Annotated in this window: 19 protein-coding genes and 1 riboswitch; of the genes, 8 read left to right on the top strand and 11 right to left on the bottom strand. The window is 68.4% G+C overall.

Annotated features, from left to right (window positions below; genetic code table 11):
- Positions 1-41: 41 nt before the first annotated feature.
- From ribD to dnaA, 5 genes are all read right to left on the bottom strand, one after another.
- Positions 42-1,100, bottom strand: a complete 1,059-nt coding sequence (gene ribD, locus ACTH43_RS10795; protein ID WP_441444905.1) for a bifunctional diaminohydroxyphosphoribosylaminopyrimidine deaminase/5-amino-6-(5-phosphoribosylamino)uracil reductase RibD — start codon at positions 1,098-1,100, stop codon at positions 42-44.
- Positions 1,101-1,226: 126 nt separating this feature from the next.
- A riboswitch (FMN riboswitch) is annotated at positions 1,227-1,356 on the bottom strand.
- A gap of 168 nt (positions 1,357-1,524) precedes the next feature.
- On the bottom strand, positions 1,525-2,196 hold the full coding sequence (locus ACTH43_RS10790) for a DciA family protein (RefSeq protein WP_441444904.1): 672 nt from the start codon (positions 2,194-2,196) through the stop codon (positions 1,525-1,527).
- A gap of 218 nt (positions 2,197-2,414) precedes the next feature.
- Positions 2,415-3,674 (bottom strand): DNA replication/repair protein RecF, encoded by a 1,260-nt coding sequence (gene recF / locus ACTH43_RS10785; protein WP_441444903.1) that lies wholly within the window; start codon positions 3,672-3,674, stop codon positions 2,415-2,417.
- Positions 3,675-3,693: 19 nt separating this feature from the next.
- A complete protein-coding gene (dnaN, locus tag ACTH43_RS10780) occupies positions 3,694-4,818 on the bottom strand; it encodes a DNA polymerase III subunit beta (RefSeq protein WP_441444902.1) in 1,125 nt (374 codons plus the stop codon).
- A 608-nt stretch (positions 4,819-5,426) separates the two neighbouring features.
- Positions 5,427-7,115 carry a chromosomal replication initiator protein DnaA gene (gene dnaA, locus ACTH43_RS10775; RefSeq protein WP_441444901.1) on the bottom strand — a complete coding sequence of 563 codons (1,689 nt, stop codon included), beginning with the start codon at positions 7,113-7,115 and terminating at the stop codon, positions 5,427-5,429.
- A gap of 388 nt (positions 7,116-7,503) precedes the next feature.
- On the opposite strand from dnaA, the gene rpmH reads away from it, so the two are divergent.
- From rpmH to ACTH43_RS10740, 7 genes are all read left to right on the top strand, one after another.
- Positions 7,504-7,641: a 50S ribosomal protein L34 gene (gene rpmH, locus ACTH43_RS10770; RefSeq protein WP_441444900.1), complete on the top strand. Its 138-nt coding sequence runs from the start codon at positions 7,504-7,506 to the stop codon at positions 7,639-7,641.
- A 52-nt stretch (positions 7,642-7,693) separates the two neighbouring features.
- Positions 7,694-8,062, top strand: coding sequence for a ribonuclease P protein component (rnpA, locus tag ACTH43_RS10765; protein ID WP_441444899.1), 369 nt, complete (start codon positions 7,694-7,696; stop codon positions 8,060-8,062).
- Positions 8,059-8,355, top strand: coding sequence for a membrane protein insertion efficiency factor YidD (gene yidD, locus ACTH43_RS10760; protein WP_441444898.1), 297 nt, complete (start codon positions 8,059-8,061; stop codon positions 8,353-8,355). Before rnpA ends, yidD begins: the two co-directional genes overlap by 4 nt.
- Before the next feature lie 85 nt (positions 8,356-8,440).
- Entirely contained in the window at positions 8,441-9,550 is a 1,110-nt protein-coding gene (gene yidC, locus ACTH43_RS10755; protein WP_441444897.1) for a membrane protein insertase YidC, read from the top strand.
- Positions 9,551-9,617: 67 nt separating this feature from the next.
- Positions 9,618-10,397: a Jag family protein gene (locus ACTH43_RS10750; RefSeq protein ID WP_441444896.1), complete on the top strand. Its 780-nt coding sequence runs from the start codon at positions 9,618-9,620 to the stop codon at positions 10,395-10,397.
- A gap of 8 nt (positions 10,398-10,405) precedes the next feature.
- Positions 10,406-11,080 carry a 16S rRNA (guanine(527)-N(7))-methyltransferase RsmG gene (rsmG, locus tag ACTH43_RS10745; protein WP_441444895.1) on the top strand — a complete coding sequence of 225 codons (675 nt, stop codon included), beginning with the start codon at positions 10,406-10,408 and terminating at the stop codon, positions 11,078-11,080.
- 34 nt (positions 11,081-11,114) lie between these two features.
- The gene (locus tag ACTH43_RS10740) at positions 11,115-11,996 is read left to right on the top strand and encodes a ParA family protein (RefSeq protein WP_441444922.1); all 882 of its coding nucleotides are present in this window, start codon (positions 11,115-11,117) and stop codon (positions 11,994-11,996) included.
- Between the two features lie 297 nt (positions 11,997-12,293).
- Here ACTH43_RS10740 and ACTH43_RS10735 read toward each other — a convergent pair whose 3' ends face one another.
- Positions 12,294-12,833, bottom strand: coding sequence for a hypothetical protein (locus ACTH43_RS10735; RefSeq protein WP_441444894.1), 540 nt, complete (start codon positions 12,831-12,833; stop codon positions 12,294-12,296).
- 100 nt (positions 12,834-12,933) lie between these two features.
- Between ACTH43_RS10735 and ACTH43_RS10730 the strand changes: the two genes are divergently transcribed.
- Complete coding sequence (locus ACTH43_RS10730; protein WP_441444893.1) at positions 12,934-13,986, top strand: ParB/RepB/Spo0J family partition protein; 1,053 nt, start codon at positions 12,934-12,936, stop codon at positions 13,984-13,986.
- 3,248 nt (positions 13,987-17,234) lie between these two features.
- Here the strand turns inward: ACTH43_RS10730 and trxB are convergent.
- From trxB to ACTH43_RS10705, 5 genes are all read right to left on the bottom strand, one after another.
- On the bottom strand, positions 17,235-18,299 hold the full coding sequence (trxB, locus tag ACTH43_RS10725; RefSeq protein WP_441444892.1) for a thioredoxin-disulfide reductase: 1,065 nt from the start codon (positions 18,297-18,299) through the stop codon (positions 17,235-17,237).
- Between the two features lie 92 nt (positions 18,300-18,391).
- On the bottom strand, positions 18,392-18,958 hold the full coding sequence (locus ACTH43_RS10720; protein ID WP_441444891.1) for a hypothetical protein: 567 nt from the start codon (positions 18,956-18,958) through the stop codon (positions 18,392-18,394).
- Entirely contained in the window at positions 18,955-21,888 is a 2,934-nt protein-coding gene (locus ACTH43_RS10715) for a hypothetical protein (RefSeq protein ID WP_441444890.1), read from the bottom strand. Before ACTH43_RS10715 ends, ACTH43_RS10720 begins: the two co-directional genes overlap by 4 nt.
- A gap of 55 nt (positions 21,889-21,943) precedes the next feature.
- Entirely contained in the window at positions 21,944-23,683 is a 1,740-nt protein-coding gene (gene murJ / locus ACTH43_RS10710; RefSeq protein WP_441444889.1) for a murein biosynthesis integral membrane protein MurJ, read from the bottom strand.
- The gene (locus ACTH43_RS10705) at positions 23,680-26,097 is read right to left on the bottom strand and encodes a DUF6049 family protein (protein ID WP_441444888.1); all 2,418 of its coding nucleotides are present in this window, start codon (positions 26,095-26,097) and stop codon (positions 23,680-23,682) included. Before ACTH43_RS10705 ends, murJ begins: the two co-directional genes overlap by 4 nt.

Here is a 26,097-nt window from a genome sequence, read left to right as displayed (position 1 = left end):
GGTTCAGGCGATGCGGTTCAGGTGTCGCACGTCAGACGGCGCTAGTTGGCTGGTGGAGAGGGCCGGATGCGGGGGCGGAGGGTGAGGCGCAGATCCGTCGGCCCCTCCGGTGAGCGCAGCGGAGTGACATCGACCAGGTCCAGATCGAGCCGGTCGGTGAGGGTGGTGATGGAGAGGTCCGCGACGGCGGGGCGGCCGGCCCCGAGCAGCGTCGGGGCGAGGTGGAGGATCAGCTCATCCACCAGGCCCTCCCGCAGGAAGGCGGCGGCGAGGGTGGGCCCTCCTTCGAGCAGCACATGCCGGGCACCGCGATCGAACAGCTCCGCGAGGGCGGCCGACGGGTCGCGGGTGAGCAGCCGGATCTCCTCGCCGGCACCGTCGATGGCGGGCAGCGTGGGCGCCTCGCCGATGCCCATCACGGCCCGCAGCGGCTGTCGCGGATGCAGTGTCCCGTCGGGCCGACGGGCCGTGAGGGCTGGGTGGTCGATCCGGGCCGTGCCGGTGCCCACCAGCACGGTGTCGCAGGTGGTGCGCAGGAGGTGGACCTCTTCGCGGGCTGCGGGGCCGGTGATCCACTGGCTGGTGCCGTCGGCGGCGGCCGCGCGGCCATCGAGGGTGAGGGCGATCTTGGCGGTGACCAGGGGACGCTCGTGCCGCAGTCCGTGTTCCCAGCCTCGGTTGAGGGCTGCCGCAGCGCCGGCGAGATCGTCCGGTACGTCGAGCACGACGTCGATCCCGGCCTCGCGCAGGCGCTGGATGCCGCCACTCGCGACGGGGTTCGGATCGCGGCGGGCGATGATCACCCGGTGGATGCCGGCCTCGATCAGCGCCTCGGCGCAAGGGCCGGTGCGGCCCACATGGTTGCAGGGCTCGAGGGTGACCACGGCGGTCGCACCGGTCACGGGGACGGTCGCGCGGGAGAGGGCGTCGGCCTCGGCGTGCGGGGTGCCGGCGCCTCGATGGTGACCCTCGGCGAGGACCTCTCCGGCGGGGCTCAGCAGCACACAGCCCACACGGGGGTTCGGGCCCAGGGGCACCACGGGATCGGCCGCGATCTCGAGGGCTCGGCGCAGGGCCTGCCGCTCGGCATCCTTCAACATGGTCTCTCCTCCGGTCCGCTGCTCGCGGTCCCGGAGGGAGAGGAAGGGTGTGCGGAGACGACGTCACCCAGGGGTCACCGTACGGCGCACCGAGGTGCGCGATGGCGGATCGCCCGGGGACATCGTTCGCGTGCGCTTCCCATCCGGACTCTTACCGTCGGTCCAGGAGTTTCACCTGGTCAGCCGAGGGCCAGAGGCCATCGGGTCGCGGACTATCACCGCCGGCTCGGAATTTCACCGACCCCAGTGCACGCGAGCTTCATCAGCTCGTCAGGAGCCACCGTAGCAGGGCGCCGCCGGGAGATGACGGGGCGTGAACTGCGCATCACATCAGCCGGGACATCGTCCCCGTCCCTCACAGCATGTCGATCAGGCACTGCCTCATCCGCTGATCTCCTGCCGTTCGTCCCTCACAGCACGTCGATCAGCCGTAGGTGTCCCGGGGGCCGCGCCAGGTCACGGTGCGGCGGCCCTTCTTCCAGGTGCGCTCGGCCGCGGCGGGACCGGTCACCTTCAGCTCGGAGATCACATGGGAGCCCACATGCTCCTCGATCGTGGTGATCAGCTGGGGAGTGAGCATCCGCAGCTGCGAGGCCCAGGCAGAGGAGGACGCGCTGACCACCAGCACACCGTCGTCGAGGGACACCGGGCGGCAGTGGGTGGCGAGCCGTTCGCCGACGATCTCGTCCCACTCCTCGAGCACCCGCCCGGCGTTCATCCCCGCATTCCAGCCGAGGTTTCCCAGCACCTTCTTCAGCACGTTCTCGATCCCCTGCGGATCGCGCGGGTCGGGCCGGGATCCAGAATAGCCTGGGGCCCGGCCGGAACGGTCTCGCACGTCCCTGGCCTGCGTCTTCGCGGAGATGGGGAACAGTCCGCGGTCCCGAGCCGCGGCCCGAGAGCGGTTCACCGTGCGCCGGGCGAGCTCGAAGGGATCCTGCGGGGTGGGAAGCTGCGGCGGATCGAAGAGCACCTCGACGGCAGCGCCAGAGCGGTTCGCATAATCGTCGGCGGTGTGGTCGTCGGCGTCGTACGGATCGAACGAGCGGATGCTCGGCTCGAATCCAGATGCACGATCCGGCTCGTGGTCCGGCATCCGGCGGACCTCCGGGCGGTCACGACCCGGCCGGGTCGCGGACTGATCCGCCGCAGATCGCCGCGCGGGCGGAGGCGTGGATCCGCGCTCAGTCTCGGCGGCTGAGCTGTTCCCGCCGGACCAGGTGCCCAGGTCATAGGGGTTCGCGAGGCGGGGACGGGCAGTTCCGTCACCGCGGCCAGCACCGCCTTTTCGGCTCGTTCCACCGGCACGGCCCGTCACAGCCCGCCGCCGTTCTGACGTGGCACTGCCTCTCCCAGGCTCACCTCGACCACGTGGATCTCGCCGTCCAGAGAATCTGGGATGTCGGAATCGTTGGCGGTGGTGATCAGCACCTGGGAGGCACCGGTGACGATCCGACCCAGCCGCTCGCGGCGATAGGCGTCGAGCTCGCTGAACACGTCATCGAGGATCAGGATCGGCTCGCCGTCACCGAGATCCCCTTCTTCGAGACGCAGCAGATCGTAGGAGGCCAGCCTCAGGGCGAGGGCGAGCGACCAGGACTCGCCATGGCTCGCATAGCCCTTGGCCGGGAACTCGTGCAGCCGGATCTCCATGTCGTCGCGGTGGGGTCCGGTGAGGGTGGCCCCGCGATCGATCTCCTCGTCGTGCCGGGCGGCGAGCATCTCCAGCATCCGGTCGTGGATCTCGCGCGTGGCGGGGAGGGTGCCCGGCAGGGTGCCCAGTCCGTCGAGCACCTCGGAGCGGTAGAGGATGTCCGCCGGGGAACTGACCTCGCCCCGCTGATCAGGAGGGAGATCCAGCGCCTGGTCTGCGCCTTCGTCGGTGGCGACGCGCAGGTACGAGTAGCCGAGGTGGGGGCGCAGGCGGTTGACCAGATGGAGGCGGGCGCGCAGCAGCTCCGCGCCATGGCGGGCGAGCTGCTGGTCCCAGACCTCGAGGGTCGAGGCAGCGGTGTCTGCGGGATCCAGCCCGCCGACGCTGCGGCCGCTTCCGCCGCGGCGCATCGACCGCATCTGCTTGAGCAGGTTGCCGCGCTGTTTGAGCACCCGGTCGTAATCGGCCTTGACCGAGGCGTAGCGCGGGGCGATGACGAACAGCAGCTCATCGAGGAATCGGCGGCGGCCTTCGGGATCGGCCTTCACCAGGCCCAGGTCCTCGGGGGCGAAGAGCACCGCCCGGACCTCGCCGAGCAGATCGCGCAGGCGGGAGATGTTCTGTCCCTGCCGCCGTGCCCGGTTGGACTTGCCCGGCGTGATCTCGAGGTCGATCTGGAGCGGCCGACCCGCACGCAGGAAACTCGCACGGATGATCGCGGTGCTCTCGCCGCGGTGGACGAGGGCGGCGTCGTGCGGGACCCGATGGCTGGACAGGGTCGCGAGGTACCACAGGGCCTCGACGATGTTGGTCTTGCCCTGCCCGTTCTTCCCCACCAGCACGGTGATGCCGGGCTGAACCGGCAGGGAGAGCCGCTGGTAGGAGCGGTAATCGGTGAGTTCGAGCGAGGTCAGCTGCACGGAGGGAGCACTCCCTCCCTCAGATCCGCATCGGCATGATCAGGTACTTGTACGAGTTGTCGGGCTCACCCTCGAGGGAGTCCTGACCGGTCATCACGGAGGGCTTGATCGAGTCGGTGAAGGTGAGCCGGGCGAACTCGGTGCCCAGGGCACCGAGGCCGTCGAGCAGGAACCCGGAGTTGAAGCCGACCACGAGGTCCTCGCCCTGGAGATGCGCCTCAAGCACCTCGCTGGCCTGGGCGTCGTCGCCGGCGCCGGCCTCAAGGGCGACCTGACCCTCGGTGAAGGACAGCCGCACGGGGGTGTTCCGCTCGGCGACCAGGGAGACGCGCTTGACCGCGTCGATCAGGCTGCCGGTGGAGACCACGGCGGTGATCGCCGAGGTGTCCGGGAACAGGCGACGCACGGGCGGGTAATCGCCGTCGACCAGCGTGGAGGTGGTGCGACGACCGCCGGCCTCGAAACCGATGAGGTTCGCCGAGGAGTCATCGGACAGTGCGATCTCGACGCTGCCGCCGGTGGAGAGCGAGCGTGCCACCTCGTGGAGGGTGCGGCCTCGGACCAGGGCGGTGAGCTCGGTGCTGGGGGTCGACGGGTTCCAGGTCAGCTCGCGCAATGCCAGGCGGTAGCGGTCGGTGGACATCAGCGTCATCGTCTCGCCGGAGATCTCGACCTTCACGCCGGTCAGCAGCGGGAGGGTGTCGTCCTTCGAAGCCGCGACGGTGACCTGCGAGATCGCCTCGGCGAACACGTCCGCCGCGACGGAGCCGGCCACCGGGGGCATGCTCGGAAGCTGCGGGTACTCCTCGACGGGGAGGGTCGCCAGGGCGAAGCGGGCGCTGCCGCAGCGGACCTGGAGCTTGGTCCCCTCGAGCGCGATGGAGACGTCCTTGTTCGGCAGGGCCCGGACGATGTCGGAGAGCATCCGTCCCTGGACGAGCACCTCACCGGGCTGCTCGATCTCGGCCTCGAGCCGGATCTGGGCGCTGACCTCGTAGTCGAAGGTCGAGAACTGCAGTTCGCCGCCGGCTTCGGCAACGATCCGCACCCCCTGCAGGATCGGCATCGCCGGACGGACGGGGAGGGTACGGGTGGCCCAGGAGACGGCGTCGCCGAGGACGCCGCGATCGAGGTGGAACTTCACCGTTGCCACTCCTTCGCAGTGGTCGAATGACGGAATCAGATCGACCGCGTCATGTGCCGCGGCCGAACCGAGCACAGCGTATCGGTTCCTGAGGACTCTCGCCGACACACCGGGAAGGATCCTTGACTTCCATGGTCACCGGACCCCGCTTCAGCCGTGGTGAGAACATCTGCTCGCGCACTCATCCCGCCGTGTTCCCCGGGAGCCGACCCCTCCTGGTCCCGGCTTCCTGTCGTTCCCCAGCACCCAGAATCACAGGCTCTGCGGTCGCTCCCGAGCAGCCCTCCCCGTCCACATCCCCGTCGAGCAAGTACTTACAGTCCTCTTCTTCACGACTGTGGATCTGGTGGATAACCGTCATCACTGCAGGTCACTACGATCTCCATCGGCGTGGACGGATCGTTGAGGAGTGTCAGCGCGTCGTGCGTCGGCTGTGCATGGAGGCACTGATCGAGGGAATTCTTGTCATTCGCCCGTGCACATCGGCTCCTGCAGGAACAGCTGTAGTTCCACAGTTTCCACAGAGTTATCCACAATTGGGGAGAACTCCGTGTTGACCTGCTCTGTTCTTCTCCGGGCCCAGCTGCCCGCTCCGAGCGGGCGCCGCCTCACTGACGAGACGCGGAGCTCGAGCTCTTGATGCGGGCGGTGAGCTCGGTGACCTGGTTGAAGATCGCCCGACGCTCCTTCATCAGCTCGCTGATCTTCTTGTTCGCGTGCATCACAGTGGTGTGGTCGCGGCCACCGAACTCGTCACCGATGCGGATCAGCGGCATATCTGTGAGCTCTCGGCACAGGTACATTCCGATCTGGCGGGCTGAGACCAGGCGGCGGGAGCGACCGGTGCCCACGATCTCCTCGACGGACAGGCCGAAGTAGGTCGCCGTCTGGACGATGATCGTCGACGCGGTGATCTGCGCACCGTCATCGTGGGAGAGCAGATCCTTCAGCACGGTCTCGGCGAGGGTGACGTCCATCGGCTGCCGTGAGAGGGAGTGCAGCGCCTGCACCCTAATCAGCGCCCCCTCCAGCTCACGGATGTTGGTGGCGATGTGCGAGGCGATGTATTCGAGCACGTCATGGGGCACTTCCCCAGTGTTCTCCTGCGCGACCTTCTTGCGCAGGATGGCAATCCTGGTCTCGAGGTCCGGTGGCTGAACGTCGGTCATCAGGCCCATCTCGAAGCGCGAGCGCATGCGGTCCTCGAACCCGCCCAGCTCCTTCGGCGGCAGATCGGAGGTGATCACGATCTGCTTGTCCGAGTTGTACAGCGTGTTGAAGGTGTGGAAGAACGCCTCCATGGTCTCCGGCGCCCGCTGCAGGAACTGGATGTCATCGATCAGCAGGATGTCGATGTCCCGGTACCGGCTCTGGAACTCCTGAGCCTTGCCGAACTGGCCGGACTGCACCGAGTTGATGAAGTCGTTGGTGAACTCCTCCGAGTTGACGTAACGCACCACCACCTCGGGATAGAGGCTCTGGGCGTAGTGGCCCACGGCGTGCAGCAGATGGGTCTTGCCCAGACCCGAGCCGCCGTAGATGAACAGCGGGTTGTAGGCCTTGGCCGGAGTCTCCGAGACCGCCGACGCTGCTGCCTGCGCGAACCGGTTCGAGGCACCGATCACGAAGGTGTCGAAGGTGTACTTGCTGTTCAACCGCGAATCCTCGCCCATCCGCGAGGCGCCGTTGCGGGTGGGACGGCGCGGCGCAGGCCCGGGAGAGGGCGCCGAGGGGCCGGTCAGACCGGAGTAGGCGCTGGGATCGTCTGCGGCGCGGCCGCGGTAGCCCGGGTGGGTGGCGAAGCGGTCCGCAGCGGAGGAACCTCCGGCGGAGCTCGCCGAGCTGCTGCCCGGCAGGGCGGGCCGCCCGACGTGTCCGGTCGAGGGCAGGATCGAGCCCTCGTTGCGGCGGAACGGGGCGTTGTGGAGGTCGTGAGGGGCGTTGTCCACATCTCTGTCCACAGAATGTGCACTGCCAGCAGCGGAGGAGGAGGTCAACGGCGGGGAGGCCGGCGAATCGGTGTCCTCCTCGAGCAGCAGGGACTCGTCCACCGTCACGGCGAAGCGGATGTCACGCCCGGTGGCCTCGCTGAGGGCAGCCTTGAGAGACCCGGCGACCCGATGCTCGAACAGCTCCTTCGCCGAGGTAGAAGGCGCTGCGACCAGCGCGGTGTCCGCCACCACGGCCATCAGCCGGGAGAGCGTGAGCAGGGCGATGACACGCTGGGACACCGTGTCGTCGCGGCGCAGGGTCTGGAGCGTGCGCTCCCAGATCGCGTCGGCATTCGCCTCGTTCATCAGGTCTCTCCCTACAGGTAGAGCGGGCGGTCGGGACAGTTTTCCACAATAGCTTCTGTATTGTGGATCGAGGATGTGGACAACGGGACGGGAGACACCTCCCACGGGCCCGATCACCCCGAAACGCCCGGGAAGAGTGAGAATCCGGCCACAACCGGCCTCCTGAGGGCTCAAGCCGTTGACCCCACGCACCCCCGCGCCTAACATCGTGCAGTCAGCGCTGCGCGCCGTCCCGATACGCTTCCCGGATCCACTGCGGGCCCACTCCGGCATCGGATCGGACCTCGGCAGCCGCCCCGCCTCGGCGGGTGCGCCCGGACTTCCCGTTCGTGCAGCAGACCACAGACCACCGCGAGGGGCATGTCCGTGCCCACGATCGAGGAGAACCATGAGCAAGCGCACGTTCCAGCCGAACAACCGTCGTCGCGCCAAGAAGCACGGCTTCCGCGCACGCATGAGCACCCGTGCAGGCCGCGTCATCCTGAACGCCCGTCGTTCCAAGGGCCGCGCCGAGCTCTCCGCCTGAGGCGACTCGTCGAGGCGATTCCCGGCGCACTCCTCGTGACACTCGTGGCACCGTGAGCTGGTCCAGTCACCGGCTCCATTCCGGTGACGAGTTCCGAGCGGTCACCCGCGGTGGAGTGCGCAGCGCCCGATCCCACGTGGTCGTGCATCTCGCCCTGCTGACGCAGGGAGGAGAAGCACCCCGCGTGGGATTCGTCGTGTCCAAGAAGGTCGGCAACGCCGTGGTGCGCAACCGCGTCACACGGCGGCTGCGGGAGATCGTCCGCCCGCACTTCGCGACCCTGCCGGCAGGGTCGGCGATCGTGCTGCGCACCCTGCCCGGCATCCAGGACCAGGAGTTCGCTGCACTCAAGGACGACGTGGACTCCGCCCTCGCCGCCGCCGAGCGCAAGCTCGCCCGGCGCCTGGAGCACGCCGGATGAGCCAGCGGCGAGGGATTCATGCCCTCACCCGCCTGCCTCGCCGGCTGCTGATGCTCCCGGTGCGCGGCTATCAGGTGGGCATCTCGCCCTATACGCCGCCCGCCTGTCGCTACGATCCGGTGTGCTCGCAGTACGGCATGGACGCCCTGCGTGTGCACGGTGCGCTGAAGGGAACGCTGCTCACCGGCTGGCGGATCCTGCGGTGCAACCCCTTCACCCGCGGGGGCCCCGACCCGGTCCCCGCCCCCGGCATGTGGACGAATCCACGCCGACTGCGGCACCCGGCCCACTAGGGCCTACCCTTATCTCAGATTCCCGACCACAGCCGACACCTCGTATGAACGTCATGCGCATCCGTGCGGCAGGAAGACCAGGCCGATGAACCCCCTGTATCCCATCGAGTGGGCCGTCGCATGGCTCATGGTGAAGTTCCATGCGCTGCTGTCCCTGTTCATGGACAAGGACGCGGGCATCACCTGGGTGCTCTCGATCGTCGGCCTCACCGTTGTGGTGCGAACGCTGATCATCCCGCTGTTCGTGCGCCAGATCCGTGCTTCGCGCGCGATGCAGATGGTCTCCCCGGAGCTCCAGGCCGTCCAGAAGAAGTACAAGGGAAAGACGGACCCGGACTCCCGCCAGAAGATGGCGAACGAGACCATGGCGATCTACAAGGACGCCGGCGCCAGCCCGTTCTCCTCGTGCCTGCCGGTGCTGCTGCAGATGCCGATCTTCTTCGGCCTGTTCCGGGTGCTGTTCAACAAGCTCCCCGAGGCCGCTGCGGAGGGCAGCGACGGCTTCGGCCCGCTCACCCAGTCGCTCGCGGAGAGCGCGAGCACCGCGACCTTCTTCGGCGACGTCACCATTGCCAATTCCTTCTTGAAGCCCGGTGACGGCGGGATGACGACGATGATCGTCTCCGGCCTCATCATCGCGTGCATGTCCGGAGTCACGTTCTTCACCCAGAAGTCGCTGACCATGAAGAACATGCCCAAGGCGGCCCTCGAGGGCCCCATGGCCAGCACCCAGAAGATGATGCTGTACATGCTCCCGTTCATCTATGTGATCACGGGGCCGGGTATGCCGATCGGTGTGCTCGTCTACTGGCTGACCACCAACGTGTGGACCTTCGTCCAGCAGTACATCGTCATCCGTGCGACCCCCACTCCCGGCACCGAGGCCGAGAAGGCGAAGCACGAGCGCATCAACGCCAAGCGGGCGAAGAAGGGCCTCAAGCCGCTGGACTTCACCCCGCCCAAGAAGATCTCCGCCGAGCCGGAGCCCGAGGCTCCGATCCGGGTGCAGCCCTCGAAGGGCAAGAGCGGCAAGAAGCTCTCCGACGAGGAGAAGCTCGAACGTGCTCGGGCTCTGCGTGCCCAGGCCGCCGAGGAGCGTCGGAAGGCGCTGGAGGCCGCGGGCGAGACTCCGCCCCCTCCTTCGCAGGGATCGAACGCCCTGAACAAGGGCGCGAAGAAGAAGCGAAAGAAGTGACCTCGCCCCCGGGAGCACAGCCGCTCCCGGGGAGCACCCCACATCCCGCATTTCCGGAGGACTCCTGATGAACCTGAATGACCCCATCGCTGATGCTCCTGTGACCGACGAGGGAGGGGAGGCGTCGACCGCGCCGCTCGACGCGGCTGCGTCCGCTGCCACTCCGTCCTCGCCCGACGAGGCTGCGGCTGATGCGACTGCTGCCGACGTGTCCGCACCCGACGATTCCGTGGCTGCCGATTCCGCGACCGTTGACGCCGGGGCGACCGAGGCCGAGTCCGCACCTTCCGGGAGCGCGTCTGCTGACACCCCCGTGGAGGGCGACGAACAGTCCTCGGAGGACCCGGAGGATCCGGAGGCGACCGTCGAGACCACTGAGGAGCGGATGCGACGGCTCGAGGAGGAGGGCGACATCGCCGCCGACTACCTCGAGGAGCTGCTGGACATCGCCGACCTCGATGGCGACATCGACATCGACGTGGATGGCGACCGGGCGTCCGTGGAGATCGCCGGCGCCGACAAGCTGGCCCGCCTGAACCGGCCCAAGGGCGAGCTGCTCGATGCGCTGCAGGAGCTCACGCGATTGGCCGTGCAGACCCGGACCGGGAACCGCTCGCGCCTCATGCTCGACATCGGCGGCTTCCGTGCGGAGCACAAGGGCAGCCTCGAGGGACTCGCCGCGACTGCGATCGCCGAGGCCAAGGAGTCCGGCGAACCGGTCCCGATGCGGCCGATGAACCCGTTCGAGCGCAAGGTCGTGCATGACGTGGCCAAGCGCGAGGGTCTGCGCTCGGAGTCCGATGGTGATGGCAAGAACCGCCACGTCGTGATCTACCCGGCATCCTGAGGCGCACCGTGCAGCCCCTTCCCGATTCCCTCCGCCCGACAGCCGAGCGTCTCTTCGGAGATCGCCTCGAGCTAGCGGAGCGCTTCGTCACGCTGCTCGCTGAGCAGGGACCGGAGCGCGGGCTGATCGGCCCGCGCGAGGTGGACCGGCTGTGGGAGCGGCACCTCCTCAACTGCGCGCTGATGGTCGACGCGATCGACAGCGCCGCCCCTACTGCGACGACCCTGGCCGACATCGGCTCCGGGGCCGGCCTGCCCGGGGTCGTGATCGCGATCGCCCGCCCGAACCTGCAGGTCACGCTGGTAGAGACGATGCAGCGCCGCACCACCTGGCTCGAGGAGGTCGACGCCGAGCTGGCTCTGGGGCTCGAGGTGGTCCGCGCCCGGGCCGAGGAGCTGCACGGAGTGCGGTCCTTCGACGTGGTGACCGCGCGGGCGGTGGCTGCGCTGGACAAGCTGGCCCGCTGGACGCTTCCGCTCGTGGCCGAGGACGGGATGCTGTTGGCCATGAAGGGTTCCTCGGCGGCGGATGAGGTCGAGAACGCTCAGAAGGTCCTCAGCAAGCTCGGAGGCGTGGATCCCACCATCTCCCAGTACGGCGTGGGCGAGGTCGAGGTTCCCACTACAGTGGTCCAAGTGCGTCGCCGTGCGAAGGCGACCAGGAAGGGAGACGCACGTGGCTGAAAAGCGCGATGATTCCTCCCCGGGGCGCGGCGCGATGGAAGACACCCCGCTGATGCGTGAGCTCACCCGGGACCATGCCCGTAGGAAGAAGCTCGAGGGTCTCGATTTCGCTCGTCCCGAGAAGACCCGTGTGATCACGGTCGCGAATCAGAAGGGCGGGGTCGGCAAGACCTCGACCACCGTCAACGTCGCCGCGGCGCTGTCGATGGGCGGCCTGAACGTGCTGGTGATCGATGCGGACCCGCAAGGGAACACCTCGACGGCGCTGAGCATCGACCATCATGCCGAGGTGCCCAGCATGTACGAGGTGCTGGTGGAATCCGCTCCTCTGAGCGACGTGATCCAGCCGGTCCCGGACATGGAGCGCCTGTTCTGCGCGCCCGCGACGATCAACCTCTCGGGCGCCGAGATCGAGCTGGTCTCGCTCGTGGCACGGGAGAACCGGCTGCGCAACGCGATCCGTGATCATCTCGAGGAGCGCGATCAGCAGGGGCTCGAGCGGCTGGACTACGTGCTGATCGACTGCCCTCCCTCGCTGGGGCTGTTGACCGTGAACGCGCTGGTCGCGGCCCGTGAGGTGTTGATCCCGATCCAGGCCGAGTACTACGCGCTCGAGGGTCTCTCGCTGCTGCTGAACAACATCGATCTGATCCGTCAGCATCTGAATCCGGACCTGGTGGTCTCCACGATCATGCTCACCATGTACGACGCCCGCACCCGCCTCGCGGCTCAGGTCGCCCAGGACGTGCGCGAACACTTCCCGGACCAGACCCTGGAGACCAGCATCCCGCGGTCGGTGAGGATCTCCGAGGCGCCCAGCTACGGCCAGACCGTCCTGACCTACGATCCAGCCTCCAGCGGGGCGCTCGCCTACCGGGCAGCCGCACACGAGCTCAACACCCGCCCCGCACCCTGATCTCCCCTGACCGGGACCCGCTGCGAAGACGCGCGCACACCCGGTCAACATCCCGATGGCGACGATATTTCTTGGAAGGACAATGGCCATGACGCAGAAGCGAGGACTCGGTCGAGGACTCGGCGCCCTGATCCCAGGCGCCGGTTCGAGGCCTGCGCCTGAGCAGGAGCTTCGTACGCGCACGCGCCCGTCCGATGCGACCGAGGGACGTTCCAGCTCCCCCCGGCCGGTCGACATGTTCTTCTCCGGGGAGAAGGTCGGCGAGACCGAGCGCGCGCAGCGAGGCAGTGCCGGCGCTCATGATCTGGCCACCGGTATGGCACGCGCAGCGGCGGAGCGACGCGGGCGCACCAATGGTTCCGGTGCCGCACGCTCCGGGGCTGCGTCCACGAAGTCCAAGGGAGCTGACGAGGAGCCGCAGAAGGAATCCTCGAACACCTCGACCTCGACACGGTCCTCCCGCAGCACCTCCTCTTCCAGCGGCACCGCGAAGAAGGCCGCCCCCAAGAGCACTGCAGCCAAGGCCCCGGCGCCGAAGCGCGCCGCAGCGAAGAGCACCGCGACGAAGAACACCGCGGCGAAGAGCACCGCGGCGAAGACCGAAGCGCCGACGAAGAGCACCGCGCCGACGAAGGCCACTGGGGCTGAGCCGGCTGTCGCACCCGGAGCGGCCGCAGCCGCCGAGACCGCTGGCGCAGCTGCCTCCCCGACGGCTGAGGCCCAGAAGCCCTCCGCTTCCTCCTCGACGACCGCGAAGCGCACCACCTCGAAGCCTGCCGCCTCGGAGGCCGCCTCCTCGAAGCCCGCCTCGGCGAAGTCGTCTCCCGCGAAGGCCACTTCTGAGTCCACTGCGGAGCCCGCAGGGACGGCTACGACGTCCCCGCGCGAGACCACGCCCCGCCAGAGCGAGGACAGCCCGGTCGTCGACGTGGAGACGGTGACGTCGACCCCTGCACAGCCCGACGCCCCCGCCCCGGCTCCCGCGGAGGAGCCCACGGATCTCCCTCCGGAGCCCACGGATACTGCCGAGGACTCCGAGGATGCTGCCCCTGAGTCTGAGCCCGCGAACTCAGAGGACGACATCGCGCAGGACGAGAGCGGGAGCGACGAGCCGCCGACAGAGCTCACCGGAACCCGTGGCCTGGTCAGTGTTCCCGGGGCCGAGTTCGCGGAGATCCCGATCCATGAGGTGCGGGAGAATCCTCGCAATCCTCGCACCATGTTCGACGACGACGAGCTCGATGAGCTCGCCTACTCGCTGCGTGAGGTCGGCGTACTGCAGCCCGTGGTGGTGCGCCCGATCCCCGTCACCGAAGACGGCGAATCCTTCGAGCTGGTCATGGGTGAGCGCCGTTGGCGCGCGGCACGCCGAGCAGGGCTCCTCGCAATTCCCGCCATCATCCGCGAGACCAGCGATGATGACCTGCTTCGCGATGCCCTGCTGGAGAACCTTCACCGCACTCAGCTGAACCCGCTCGAAGAGGCGAACGCCTATCAGCAGCTCCTCGAGGACTTCGGGTGCACGCAGGATGAGCTCGGTGAGCGCATCGGCCGCTCCCGCCCTCAGATCACTAACACTCTGCGTCTTCTGCGTCTCCCCGCCCTGGTGCAGCGCCGGCTCGCCAGCGGCGCGATCAGCGCTGGTCACGCCCGCGCTCTGCTCTCCCTCGACAGCCCGACGTTGATGGAGGAGCTCGCACAGCGCATCGTGCAGGAAGGGCTCTCCGTACGCGCGGTCGAACGTCTGGTCGCTCGTGGAGGCCAGGAGACCGGTACCCGCACCGTTCGCCGCACCACCTATGACCCGCACGTCGTGGACCTCACCAGTCGTCTCTCCAACCGCCTCGAAGCTCCCGTCCGCATCGATGTCGGCAAGCGCAAGGGGCGCATCACCCTCGAGTTCAGCAACCTCGAGGATCTGGAGCGTCTGGTGGAGAACATGGGGTTGGACATTCCCCTGCCCGATGGAGAGCACGCCGCGCAAGACTGAGCAGGCACGAGCAGCACACCAGGAGGGGCCCGCAGATATTGCGAGCCCCTCCTTTGCTGTTCAGTGTCAGCAGCGTCCAGCGTCTGTTCGTGACCGCAGCGGGGCCCGTCAAGTGTTCCGCGGTCCTGGTGTGAGGACGCAGTCCCGGCCCTGGAGAATTCCGGTACCGAGCGGGCGCCTGCGAGAGAACGATCGCCCCTCGCGCCGGCAGATCCCTGAGCTTGGAGAGACTGAAGGACGTGCTGGTCGCGGACACGACGTAGTGGGCGCATATGTCAGTTACCTTGCACGAAGTGAGTCAGGTCACATAAGCGCTGATCTATGTAGTCGTGGTCTATCCGCTCTGGGAGAAGCAGAGAGCGTCTCCGTCTGAGCGGCGTATGCACAGGTCAGTGCCCCATTATTCGGTTATCCACCATTGTGTACAGACATGTGGATAGAGCCCTCCTTGGGTACGAGGCGACCCTGCTACCCCGGCGAGGCCGCCGGGGATCTTCGACCGTGGCACGACTGCCGGACCTTGTGGCTGTGCTCCAGTAGCCCTCCGATCCGGCTGCTCTTTGGCGCCGTTCCACGCGAAACGTCCTCTCGGGCTGGCTGAGAATTGTTGTGTTGCTGACGACGCCGATGTGGGTGGTGACGTCCGTGCTCGCCTCGGACGACATTCGGCCCGGCAGCGATAGGTCCGACTCACGTGAAACACGGACTAGTGCACCTACTTCCCTGGGCGGTAGGTTCAAGAACATGGGCGTGACAGTCGTCCAGCTAACGGGCAGCCTAGATCGAACCCCGCGATTCACGTGAAACGGGGGCTGGCGTGCGGTCATCTCTGCGTGGTCGCAAACGCACGGAACGCAGCGTCAAGCCATCGATTCGGCGACGTCGGTCGTACGCTGGAAGGGATTGGTCGGCCCCTGGGCATGGTCACCGTTTCACGGGAAGCGACGACTCGAGAGCCCCGCTTACCCGTACGTTCACTACCTAGAGCGGGGAACCGGGGATGGGGGGCGACATTTCGCGCCCTGGACCGATCCTGGATTCGGCGGCGACCTTCGGAATCTTCTCTCCAGAGCTTCACTTGGTGCGATATGGCGGGGTCCACGTGGAACTGTGCCCTCGCGAGAGTTCCGCGTGGAACGCGTATGAGTTCGTGCTTGGGATGTGCATGGTAGGCAGGCTGCCGGGGTGGCGACGGCGGACATCAGGGCATCGCCACTTCCCAACTGTTGCCCCACGAGCTCAGTTTCCCGTGGAACATGGCCAGCATCAGATGGGCCCCCGCCGGAGGTCGAGATTCGCCTGGAACGACACGACTGAGCGCGGCCCGGACTCCTATGGCCGCTCGTCAGCGGGGAGACCTCGCAAGCCGCGCCTCCCTATCGTTCCCCGTGAAACATCGATATCGTGCGCGCCGGTGCCGTGAGGCGGCTACCGGTCATTAGCGTTTGAAAGCCTATAGAACTGCTGCGAGGTCAAGGAAGGGCGGCGAGGAGGAGACAAGCTCATGGGCCAACAGCGCCTTGGATCAACGTTTCACGTGGATCAAGCGAGAACTAGGGATCTTGCGATGGTTTCGCGTGAAACGTCCCCCAGGTGTGGGGTAGCGCCGTGGTCGCCGGAGCCTGGAATCCGCTGGCCAAATGGGGAATGGACTTCCCTCCTGGCGTCTGTGCTGTGGACGAGCCCTTTCTGGAGGCGGGCCACCATGATCGACGTCCCCACTGAGGCGGCCTCCGGGTTCACTTCGCCGTCCTCGTTTCCCGTGAATCGTGGACGGGTAGTAGACCGTAGGCCGCTCTCGCCAGCTCCGCAGCACGGGCTAAGGGCGACGTGCGACCGCGACTCTGTGTTCCCCGTGAAACGTGTGTAGCTAGATGAGCCGGTGCTGGGGAAGGCGCAGCGGATCGCTACCCGGGTGAAAACTTGCCCGAGCGGTGGCTGGTCTTAGTCGTACAAGCGAACTCTCAACCCGCCTTTGGTATCACTGATGATTTCGAACTCAGTTCCACGTGGAACGTGGATGGGCCGAGCCCGGCTGCGCCCGACCGAGGCACGGTGGAAGTCGACCACAGCACAAAGCGTGGCGCGACGCTTCACCCGGCGCAGGGTCGGTGCTTGCGCGGCGGGGGGCGGCGACGCGATGTTGCCCGTGAAACATGGACGTAACGCCCCTCCCGGCGAGCCGGCGAAGGCAACACATCGCGCGGTCCAGGTTTCACGAGGAACTGCGCGATCGGCGCACCGAACCCGAGCCCGCACTCCTCCACTCTCCCCAAGCCACGTCGACCTACGGCAGCAGACGGAGAGGGATCAGTTTCTTCCGGAGGGGCGCTGCGCGCACACGGGCCGCAGGGCAAGGCGTGCATGCCGGTTCACTGCCGTCGCTTTCACCTGCGGTCGCTTCACGTGACTCCCGAGACTTGGAAAGTCCCCGCCAGCGGCCACGGCGTTCGTGCACATTCGCTACGGGCAGCAGATGCATGTCAAGCAGCGGGCGGTGCCCGTCATGCACAGTGTGCGTAGCATTGTGGACAACTACATCTGGACAGGTGTACAGATTCGGTGTCGTCACACGCGCATGTGCAAGGTCACGTGAACCAGCGGTGCCGATCTCCCGCCGCTTGGACAGTGTTCCTGCAGGTCAGGACAGCTTTCCCAGCAAAGCGCCTGGTCGACGGCTTTCCCCACTTGTGCACACCCAATTGTGGATAACCCTGTGGATCTACCCGTCCACTAATGTGGACGGACATGTGGACAACACTGTGCACAACCTGATCCATGCACGTCAGCGCTTGCAGTCCTAGGTGATTTGACAGCCGCGGAGCAGGACGTGCGTCCCCCTCAGTGCCGCGAGTCCGGTCCGAATTCCGTCTCCACCACATGCTTGGCGAGGGCACCCGTGCGTCGGTGCGTCAACGTCCAGGGCCCCTCCAGCAGGAGCCTCTCCCCATTCGGGGTGACACCACACAGGGACGACACGGTGAGCCGTTCCTCTGCGTCATCGGGGGCGGCCTCTAGAGCAGCAGATCGGAATCTCATCCAGGTGGGAAGCATGTCGATACCCCACTGCTCGAGGACGTCGCCTTCGGGGTCCTCGACGAGCAGAGCGAGGATGCTCGGCCCCCAGCGCCGGCTGAGCTCCCTGAGCACCGTAGGCGCCGGGCGCGACGGCCCAGCCCACGAGGCGCTCACCAGGACCACCACCGGCGATTCAGGGCTGCCGGTGGTGGTCTGCTGGGGCGTGGAGGTCACTGACCGGCGGCGGCCAGGACCTGCTCGGCGTGGGCGTTGGCAGCCGTGTCCGCGAGCCAGCGCTCGGCGTCCAGGGCCGCCTGGCAACCGGTCCCGGCCGCGGTGATCGCCTGGCGGTAGGTGTGGTCCACGACGTCTCCCGCAGCGAAGACGCCGGGCACGGAGGTGAAGGTCGAGCGGCCCTGGCAGACGATGTATCCCTCGTCATCGAGCTCGAGCTTTCCGCGCACCAGATCGGTGCGGGGCAGGTGCCCGATCGCCTCGAAGACGGCAGAAGTCTCGAGCACGCGCTCCTGGCCGCTGACAGTGTCCCGAAGCGTCACGGACTCGACCTTGTCGATGCCGTTGATGCTCACCAGCTCGCTGTTCCACGCAAAGCTCAGCTTCGGATCCGCCTCGGCCCGGCGAGCCATGATCTTCGAGGCACGGAGTTCGTCGCGGCGGTGCACCAGGGTCACGGACTTGCCGAAGCGGGTGAGGAAGGTGGCCTCTTCGACGGCGCTGTCGCCGCCGCCGACCACGACGATCTCCTTGTCCTTGAAGAAGAATCCGTCGCACGTGGCGCACCAGCTGACCCCCTTACCGGAAAGCGCCTCCTCGCCGTCGATTCCCAGCTTCCGGTACTCGGAACCCGTGGTGATGATCAGCGCCTTCGCACGGTAGACGGTGCCGTCGTCGAGGGTGACGGTCTTGATCTCACCCTCCAGGTCGAGCTGCACCGCGTCGTCATAGATGATCTCGGCACCGAAGCGCTCAGCCTGCTCCTGCAGATTCGTCATCAGCTCCGGCCCCTGGACGCCGGTCGGGAAGCCGGGGAAGTTCTCCACGTCCGTGGTCGTCATCAGCGCGCCGCCTGCGTCGAGGGCACCGGCGATCACGATCGGGTTCATCTCGGCACGCGCGGTGTAGATGGCTGCGGTGTAGCCGGCCGGGCCGGAGCCGACGATGACGACCTCGTGGACCGTCTCATCCTGCTCGATATCAGCGGCTGGTGCTGTGGCGGGCTGCGTGGACAGCGGGGTGCCGCCGAGGATGTTGAGCGCCTGGATGGGCTGCGTCATGGGGGTGTCCTTCCATGGGAACTGTCGTAGGTGGTCGGCGGGAGGACCGCCATCGAGTATTGCGCGGCGGGTGGGTCGTTCGCCGCATGAGGTCAGAGGGGGCCGATCATCACGTCACCGGACCAGAGCCTGTTCTCCTGGGACGAGGTACCGTCCCCGGAAGTGCCGCAGGCGGGAAGGACCACGGTGGCGGAGACGGTTCCGCCGTTGGCACGCAACGTCTCGCGGTCCATCGGTCCGTGGACGAGCAACCAGCTCGATGTCTCCTCGCCGCCCCACGCGACCTCCTCCATGATCAGGATCGATTCCGGGATGTTCTGCTCCCGTAGGCACTGTGCAGCATCGAAGCTCGTCATCGGCTGGATGGTGCCGGTGTCGATCAAACGCTGCACCTCTGTGCCGAGCGTCGTCTCAGTGATAACGGGAACGCCCGCCGAATTCTTCCCGCTTCCGGCGAGGGAGTCGACCGAGGTCGACGCCGAGTGGGAGCTGCTGGTGGTGGCTCGTTCCAGCGCGCCGGCGAGCTGGATCCCCAGCAGGCCAGCGACCAGCAGCGCGATCAGCAGCAGAGGGATGGGGATGCCCAGGACCGTGACCTGACGCGCAGCGCTCTCCGTCCCCCTGCGGGGGGATGGAGGACGGGGGGACCGCGAGGTCATTCGACCTGGATCTCTGCGATGCGGGCGCGGAACCGGCCGGTCTCGTTGCTGTCCGGGGGCAGTTCCGTGATCCACAGCGCGACCCGTTCGGCCTCGAAGGGCTCAGGGGTCTCGAGCCGGACCTCCCCGTCCCCGGCGAGCTCGCCGGTCGAGAGCACGTCCCCGAGGGAGCCGTCGTCGTTCACGGCCCGCAGCTCGATCGTGCCGCCGTTGTTGCGTGCGGTGGTGAGGGTCACTGCGGTGAGCGTCGAGGGCTCGGCGAAGTTCAGGCGGATCCCCACGCCCTCCTTCAGGCCTCCGTAGTCGGGACTCCCGTAGTGCTTCGTGGACCAGAACGTCGCGGGGTCACCGTCGGTGAGCAGCTCCTGCTGGTCGGTGTGGTCGGGTTCCCGATCGCTCCCCTCGGCGAAGAGCTCGACACCGGTGACCTCGGGTGCGGGAAGGGCGGGATCCTCGGTCGCCTCGGCGGTCGGTTCGACCGGGGCTTCGCCGGTCTGCTCCGCGCTGGGGGCCTCTGCCGCGGGTGCGGAGGTGGCCAGCGGGTCCTCCAGGATCCCGCTGAGGTCGCGAGTGATCGAGGTGAGCGCGATGACCAGTGCGACCATCACCACGATGGCGCCGCCGATGATGATCCACTGCGATTGCAGGGAACGCTTCTCCTCATCGCGGGGACCCATGGTGAAGGTCTCCGGAGCGTCGGCATCCACGGCCACCCCGACCACATCTCGCAGCAGCGAGCTGCGGGCGAAGGGCGCGGTGCTCTCGTCGGGGGTGTCGTCGAACCGAGTGCGATCTCGACCATGGACCACGATCGGTCCGTCTTCTCGGACGGGTGCGAGGGATGCTGTGCGACCGGAGACCGGAACCGGAGCGACCGACTGCTCGTCAGCACTGTGGACGACCGGTTGCGCGGGGATCGGCGCTGAATGGTCCGGGGTGGAGGCGACGCTGATCTCCGAGGGCGCAGCGGGGGGCTGCTGCGCTCGCACGTCGGAACCCGACGGGGACTGGTCGGGAGCGAGAGTCGGGGCGTCAGCCTGCTCCGCACCGTGGGCCACCGGCCAGTGGGTGCCGGAGGAACGCGATGGCAGGTCGGCGGCGTTCGCTCCGCCAGCGGCAGTTGTGCCAGAAGCAGCCGCAGCGGCGCCAGCAGCGGTGCCTGCAGCGGCACCGGCGGTGAGGCCTCCTGCGGGGAGGGCGCTGGACGCGCCGGCCGCGCGGGCGGACGGCTCCTCAGAGGATGGTCCCTCGGACGATCGCGCTGCGGATGGAGGCTCCTCGGACGATGGCGCCGGGTGCGTGGCCGCCCCGTTCGCCGCTGGGCCCGTAGCTGCAGCAGGGTCCGTGGGCGCTGCCGGGCCCGACGTCGGCTGCGGCCGGGTCGGGAGGGTGATCTCCAGGTGGCCCGGGAAGGGGCTGCTGGATCGCTTCTCGTCGAGCTGCAGGTCTGTGACCAGAGCCTTCGCTTCTGAGGAGGCGCGCCGGGCCTCCTCGGCCCTGGCCAGGGCCGCTTGGCGAGCCGCCTCGTCGGCCGCGTCAGCCTTGGCAGCCTCGTCGGCTGCTTCGGCCTGATTGGTCTGGTCCTCTGCCGCTGCGGAAGGTGAGGCGTCGACGTCAGGCGCTGAACCGTCGGAAGTGAGATCAGCGTCGGCAGAACCGTAGTGATAGCTCTCGCTGCCGGAGGTTGGCTGCGTCGGGGTTGCAGCAGCCGCTGCGATGCCCGCGGCACCCGTCGCTGCTGCGGCACCGGACGCTGCTGCGGCGCCGGTCGCGCCCGCAGCGCTGGCGGAACCGGCGCCCGGTGCAGCGGCAGAGCTCTCAGCCGGGCTCTCAACCGGGCTCTCAACCGGGCTCTCAGTCGGGCTGTCGGACGGCGCCTGAGCGATCGTGTCCTCGTCGGGCACGGCCTGCATCAATGCTGTGCTCTCGAGCAGCTCGTCCTCGCCCTCGCCGCCGTCCTGCGTCCCGTCCGCTGCGGGCTGCGCCCCGTCCTCCGTGGGCGCGGCCTCGGGCGTGGCCTCCACCGGTGGTGGGGCAAGCTCCGAGGAAGGTTCGGGGGCGTCCGACGGCGAAGGCTCCGGGGTCCCGGCCGGTGTGGGCTCCTGCGGTGCCCGGCGGGGATATGCCTCGAGGGTCACCGGGATGGACTGCCACGGCTCGAGCGCCTCGATCAGTCCGCGAGTGGTCTCGGGGATCTCGTCGGCCGATTCATTCAGCACCAGGTCGCACAGCAGATCCAGGTCCTGGGGAATCTCGGTGTCCACCACGGTGGAGGGCCGGGGCACGTTCCCCTGGGCGTCGTGCCGCGGGCTGCGGCCCGTCAGCGCCCGGTACAGCAGCGCGACCAGGGCCGCGGTGTCCTGGAAGGAGGCCACCTCGCGGGACCTGTCGAGGCCGGGATGGGACGCGGCCTCCACCCCGATCCCGAGGATCAAGACAGCGCCTGAGCGGGTATCGACGAACACCCGGTTGGAGTCGAGCAGCTGATGGCGCACGCCGCGGCGTCGGGCGGCCTCGAGGCCGGTCGCGGCCTCGCCGATGATCGCGCGGGCGGTCTCCGGGTGGAGCGGGCCGCGGGCCAGCAGCGCCGCGAGCGGCGGTGCGGGGGGCAGCAGATACTCCACCACCGTCGTCGGCCCCTGCGCATTCCCGGAGGAGGGCTGCTCCGAGGAGGTCTCCCGTGGATCGTCGAGCACCACGATCTCCTGGACGGGCAGCAGATGCGGGTCGTCGACGAGATACGCGCGGCGGACCGCGTCGGCGGCCTCCAGGGCGGTGTCGCCGTGCACGATGTACAGGACCACGCTCTGACCGGTCGCCACCGATCGGGCACGACGCCATGAGGCGCCCTCGGCGACGCCGGTCAGAGGGATCGTGCCCTCCAGCGTCCACCGGGACCGCAATGCGTCCGGCTCTGAATTCGTGTTCACGGCCCGTCCTTCTCGTCGTCCGGCGGGGGTGTGCCCGTCACGTGCATCGACCATGTTACGAGCCCACCACCTTGCCGCGGTGGGTGAACCGGCGCAGCCGACGCTGCACGGCGTCGACCAGGTGGCGCACCTCCGGCACCTGCAGCAGGTAGGCAACCGCGGTGAACACCACCACCATCACCCCTGCCACCAGGGCGCCCAGCAGCACGGCGAGGGCCCGGTGGGTCCAGAACAGATCGTCCGCCAGGCGTACCAGCGCGGTGCCGAGAGCCCAGCTCACCAGAGCGGCTGCCGCGAGCTTCCCGAACATCAGCGCCCCGGACGCTGCACTCGGCGGGAGCGTGTCGTGCCGGGCCGCGAGCCGGCGCAGCTGCCACATGCCCAGCAGCCACGCGAGCAGGCTTCCGAGGCTGGTGGAGCCGGCCGCGGCCATCGCCGCATATGCCGGATCGACCATCGTCAGGATGATCGGCACCGAGAGCACCGTGACCACGGCGATCGGTAACTGGGCGATGAACGGGGTGCGGGCATCCTCGTAGGCGTAGAACACGCGCTTGATGAGATAGAGGGACGCGAAGGGCACCAGCCCGAGCATGTAGGCGATCAGCACGGTGCCGTTGGCTCGGGCGCCGATCTCCGCCGTGCCGCCGCCGATCACCCACATGATCGGTCCGGCCAGGGAGATGAACACGGCGGTGCACAGCATCATCGGCACCGCGAGCATCCGGTTGGTCTCGGAGTAGCGGGCCAGCGCGCCGGCGTGGTCCGACTCAGCGGCATGGCGCGAGATCGCCGGGAAGGCGGCAGTGACCAGGGTGACCGCGATGATGCCCTGCGGGATCATGAACGCGAGGTAGGCCCACTCCATGGTGAGCAGCGCCGGATAGCGTGCCGCCAGCTCCGGCTGATCCTGGTAGTGCTCCGTCATCCGCACCGCACCGCCGGTGGCCCAGCGGGATGCCCAGATGCCGAGCTGCCCGAGGCCAAGCATCGCCAGCGACCACAGCCCGATCCGGCTGAGCTTGCCCAGGCCCAGCCCGCGCAGGCCCCACTTCGGGCGGAGGCGCAGGTCGAGCTTCTTGACGTACCAGAACAGGAACAGCACCTGCGCGGCCGAGCCGCCCACGTTGATCACGGCGATCGCCACGATCATCGACATCGTCCACTGGCCGGGATCGCCGACGGTGCCCCACACGCCCAGGAACAGCGCGGCACCGAGGATGCCGATGAGATTGTTGACCACCGGCGCCCACTGGTACGGCCCGAACGAATCGTGCGCGTTCAGCAGCTGGCCGCACATCACGTACAGCGCCGAGAAGAAGATCTGCGGCATCATCCAGTAGCCCATCTGCACCGCGAGCGCGTACGTCGCGGGGGGCAGCAGGCCGCTGGTCAGGGTCAGCAGCAGCGGGACCGCGACCAGGCAGGCGGCGGTGATTCCGAGCGACACCACCGCGACCAGGGTCATCAGGCGCGAGATGTAGTCGCTGCCGCGGTCCGGACGCTTCACCGCGCGGACGATCGCGGGCACCAGGATCGCGTTCAGAGTGCCGCCGCCCACCAGCAGCCAGATGGTGTTGGGCAGCGTGTTCGCAGCACTGAAGGCGTTGGCCGCCGCGGACATCGAACCGCTCAGGATCATGCCGAACATGAAGTTCCGCACGAAGCCGAGCAGACGCGAGACCATCGACCCCGCGGCCATCAGGACGCTGGCCCGCAGCAGGGTCGAGCGGCTCGAGGGGGTGCCGTGGCGTCGATGGCGAGGGACGTGCTGGACTCGGCGGGCTGTGCTCATCGGTGGCCCTCCTCGTTCTGGTCCGTCGTGCTCTGGTGCGCTGTGCTCGGGTCTGGATCTGGGGTCGCGTCGGTGCTGGTGCTGGTGTCCGCTCTGCGCGACCAGACCTCCTCGGCGGCGCTGGTGTCGAGCGTGGAGCGGCCGGAGCGGGAGAGCTCCACCGGGTCCTCGGGACCGCGGATGGCCGGTGCCCGGGTCGAGGATCCGGTGCGGCGGGCCCGCGCGACTCCCACGACGACCAGCAGGCCCATCGCGATCACCAGCAGCAGGGTGGTCCAGTTCTCCCAGGAGGGGTTGACCGTCAGGGGGACGTCGACCGGGGAGGTGAGGGCGCGGCCATCCTCCGTGGTGAGCACGGTGGTGAGGGTGACGGTGCCGTTGGCGATCGCCTCCACGTCCACGGCGGCATCGATCTGGCCCCGAGCGGGGATCTCCACCACCTTCGACTCACCGATCTTCACCAGGGGACGGTCGGAGGTGACCTGGATGCGCACCGTGATCGGGGTGTCCAGGTCGTTGCTGATGGTGATCGGGACGCTCACGGCGTCGGAGATGACGTTGTACCCCGAGGCGGGAACCACTTCGATGCGGTCCTGGAGCTGCGCGGCGCGGGCGGAGGCATCCTCGGCGCGGGCTGCCGGGATCTCCGGCTCGCCGCGCCAGCGCATCGAGGTGCCGGCCAGGATCTCGAGCTGGGACGCATCCAGCGGGGAGTCGTCGTCCATCGCCGCGGCTAGCGTGTCGACCTGCTCCCAGGCGGCATCGAGCTCGGTCAGCGCGGCGGGATCCAGCAGCTGAGGCTCCTCTGCCTCCGCCAGCGTGCCCCAGCGCCCGTTGTCGGTGGGCCCGCTGGGGTGCACGTCCTCGGGGGTGATTCGTCCCAGGGCGTACAGCTCCTCGCTCTCGCTGCGCGGGTCCGTGGTCCAGTCCTGGTGATCGGCCGTATCGAGCAGGGTGCTGGTGCGGCCGGACTCGATCCAGGGTGCCTCCGCCAGGGCATCCAGCGCGGCGCTGGCCGCCGCCGGGTCCAGCACCGCATCCGCCGAGGGGGAGATCAGCAGATGTCGGGGTGCGCTGGCGTACTCGGAGGCGATGGTCGCGGTCTCCGCGAGGAGCCGCTGCTGGGTCTGCTCGGCATCGGACCCCTCGGTGAGCAGCGAGAACTCGGCGGAGAGCTCAGGGTCAGGGGTCAGCAGCTGGAGCTGGGCGCCGGGGGTGCGCGCCGATTCGTAGATGCCGACCGAGCTCGGGGTGACGGTGGAGCTCAGGGACTCCCGCAGCGAGCTGGCGGGGATGATGGCGGAGGTCCCGCCCGCGGCGAGCACGGAGTCCAGCTGCTCGGGATCGGCGACGGCGCCGTCCACCGGCAGTGCTGCGGCACGGGGCTCGATCCCGTGCTCCTCCCAGACCTGATCGCCCCGATCATGGACCACCCCGGCGAGGCGTTCGACCCCCGCCCGCTGCAGGCTGACCGGGTCCGCCTGGGCATAGGGCATCGCCAGCACGGTCCGCTCGCCGACGGACTCCTCGAGCAGGGCGGCGAGCTCGGCGGAGCGTGGATCGGGCGCGTATTCACGCACCGGGCCGAGTGGGAGGTCCTCGTCCGCATCGCCCTCGGCCGGCCCGTCGGCATCGCTCTCGAGGGGCATCTGCGGCGGATCCAGCAGCGCCGGATCGAGCCACCAGTCCACGTCCTCGCGCTCTGCGAGGCCCCGCACCGACGCGAGCCGGCCCGCCTCGGAGGACCTCGCGAACGCCTCCGGGTCGCTCACCGCGGCAGAGGCATCCTCCGAGGCGAGCGGCAGCAGCACCGACTGGGTGATGGTGTCGGTGGCGTCCGCGGGCCGCCACACCACGAAGGTGCGCAGGGTGCTCAGCGGCTGCTCCTCCGACGTGACGGTGAGCGAGAGCCGCCGGGTGCCCCAGAAGTAGGGCTCTGCGGAGTAGTCCAGCTCCTCCGCTGCGATCTGCACGGTGAGCAGGGTCTTCTCCCCGGGCGCCAGGTGTGGCTGCGCGGGTGAGCTGGCGAGCACCGTCCCGGAGGTGTCGGGGGAGCTGTTGGACTGCCAGTCGGCCAGGACGGCTCGATCCGTCACCCGAGCGCTGCGCGTGCGCAGATCGAGGGATAGGTCGGACAGCGGCTCGGAGGAGGTGTTGGTCACCTCGACCTGCGCCTCGAGAGTCCCGCCCGGCGCGAGGGAAGTCGGGGTGAGAGAGACGAGATCCATGCTCACGGCAGCATCCGCGCTCGTGCCCGGCGGTGCCGCGGGGGCAGGTGCAGCAGGCGGCGCCGGCGCCGCATGCGCAGCAGGAATCAGGGTCGCCGAGCCGCTCACCAGCACTGATGAGGACATGACCAGTGCCGTCAGCAGCGCCGCGAGCACCGGGCGCACTGACAGCGGGAACGACGGCAT

It is taken from the genome of Brachybacterium sp. (assembly GCF_052095815.1).
GTDB lineage: Bacteria > Actinomycetota > Actinomycetes > Actinomycetales > Dermabacteraceae > Brachybacterium.
The sequence above is the reverse complement of the archived record's forward strand: the minus strand, read 5'-3'. Positions and strand labels throughout refer to the sequence as shown.

What these genes read in the sequence shown, in the direction of transcription:
- ACTH43_RS10740 (WP_441444922.1), top strand. Translation starts at nt 11,115, where the DNA reads ATGGAAGACACCCCGCTGATGCGTGAGCTCACCCGGGACCATGCCCGT.
- ACTH43_RS10705 (WP_441444888.1), bottom strand. Translation starts at nt 26,097, where the DNA reads ATGCCGTCGTTCCCGCTGTCAGTGCGCCCGGTGCTCGCGGCGCTGCTG.
- rpmH (WP_441444900.1), top strand. Translation starts at nt 7,504, where the DNA reads ATGAGCAAGCGCACGTTCCAGCCGAACAACCGTCGTCGCGCCAAGAAG.
- trxB (WP_441444892.1), bottom strand. Translation starts at nt 18,299, where the DNA reads ATGACGCAGCCCATCCAGGCGCTCAACATCCTCGGCGGCACCCCGCTG.
- ACTH43_RS10720 (WP_441444891.1), bottom strand. Translation starts at nt 18,958, where the DNA reads ATGACCTCGCGGTCCCCCCGTCCTCCATCCCCCCGCAGGGGGACGGAG.
- murJ (WP_441444889.1), bottom strand. Translation starts at nt 23,683, where the DNA reads ATGAGCACAGCCCGCCGAGTCCAGCACGTCCCTCGCCATCGACGCCAC.
- ACTH43_RS10790 (WP_441444904.1), bottom strand. Translation starts at nt 2,196, where the DNA reads ATGCCGGACCACGAGCCGGATCGTGCATCTGGATTCGAGCCGAGCATC.
- yidC (WP_441444897.1), top strand. Translation starts at nt 8,441, where the DNA reads ATGAACCCCCTGTATCCCATCGAGTGGGCCGTCGCATGGCTCATGGTG.
- ACTH43_RS10750 (WP_441444896.1), top strand. Translation starts at nt 9,618, where the DNA reads ATGAACCTGAATGACCCCATCGCTGATGCTCCTGTGACCGACGAGGGA.
- yidD (WP_441444898.1), top strand. Translation starts at nt 8,059, where the DNA reads ATGAGCCAGCGGCGAGGGATTCATGCCCTCACCCGCCTGCCTCGCCGG.
- ribD (WP_441444905.1), bottom strand. Translation starts at nt 1,100, where the DNA reads ATGTTGAAGGATGCCGAGCGGCAGGCCCTGCGCCGAGCCCTCGAGATC.
- dnaA (WP_441444901.1), bottom strand. Translation starts at nt 7,115, where the DNA reads ATGAACGAGGCGAATGCCGACGCGATCTGGGAGCGCACGCTCCAGACC.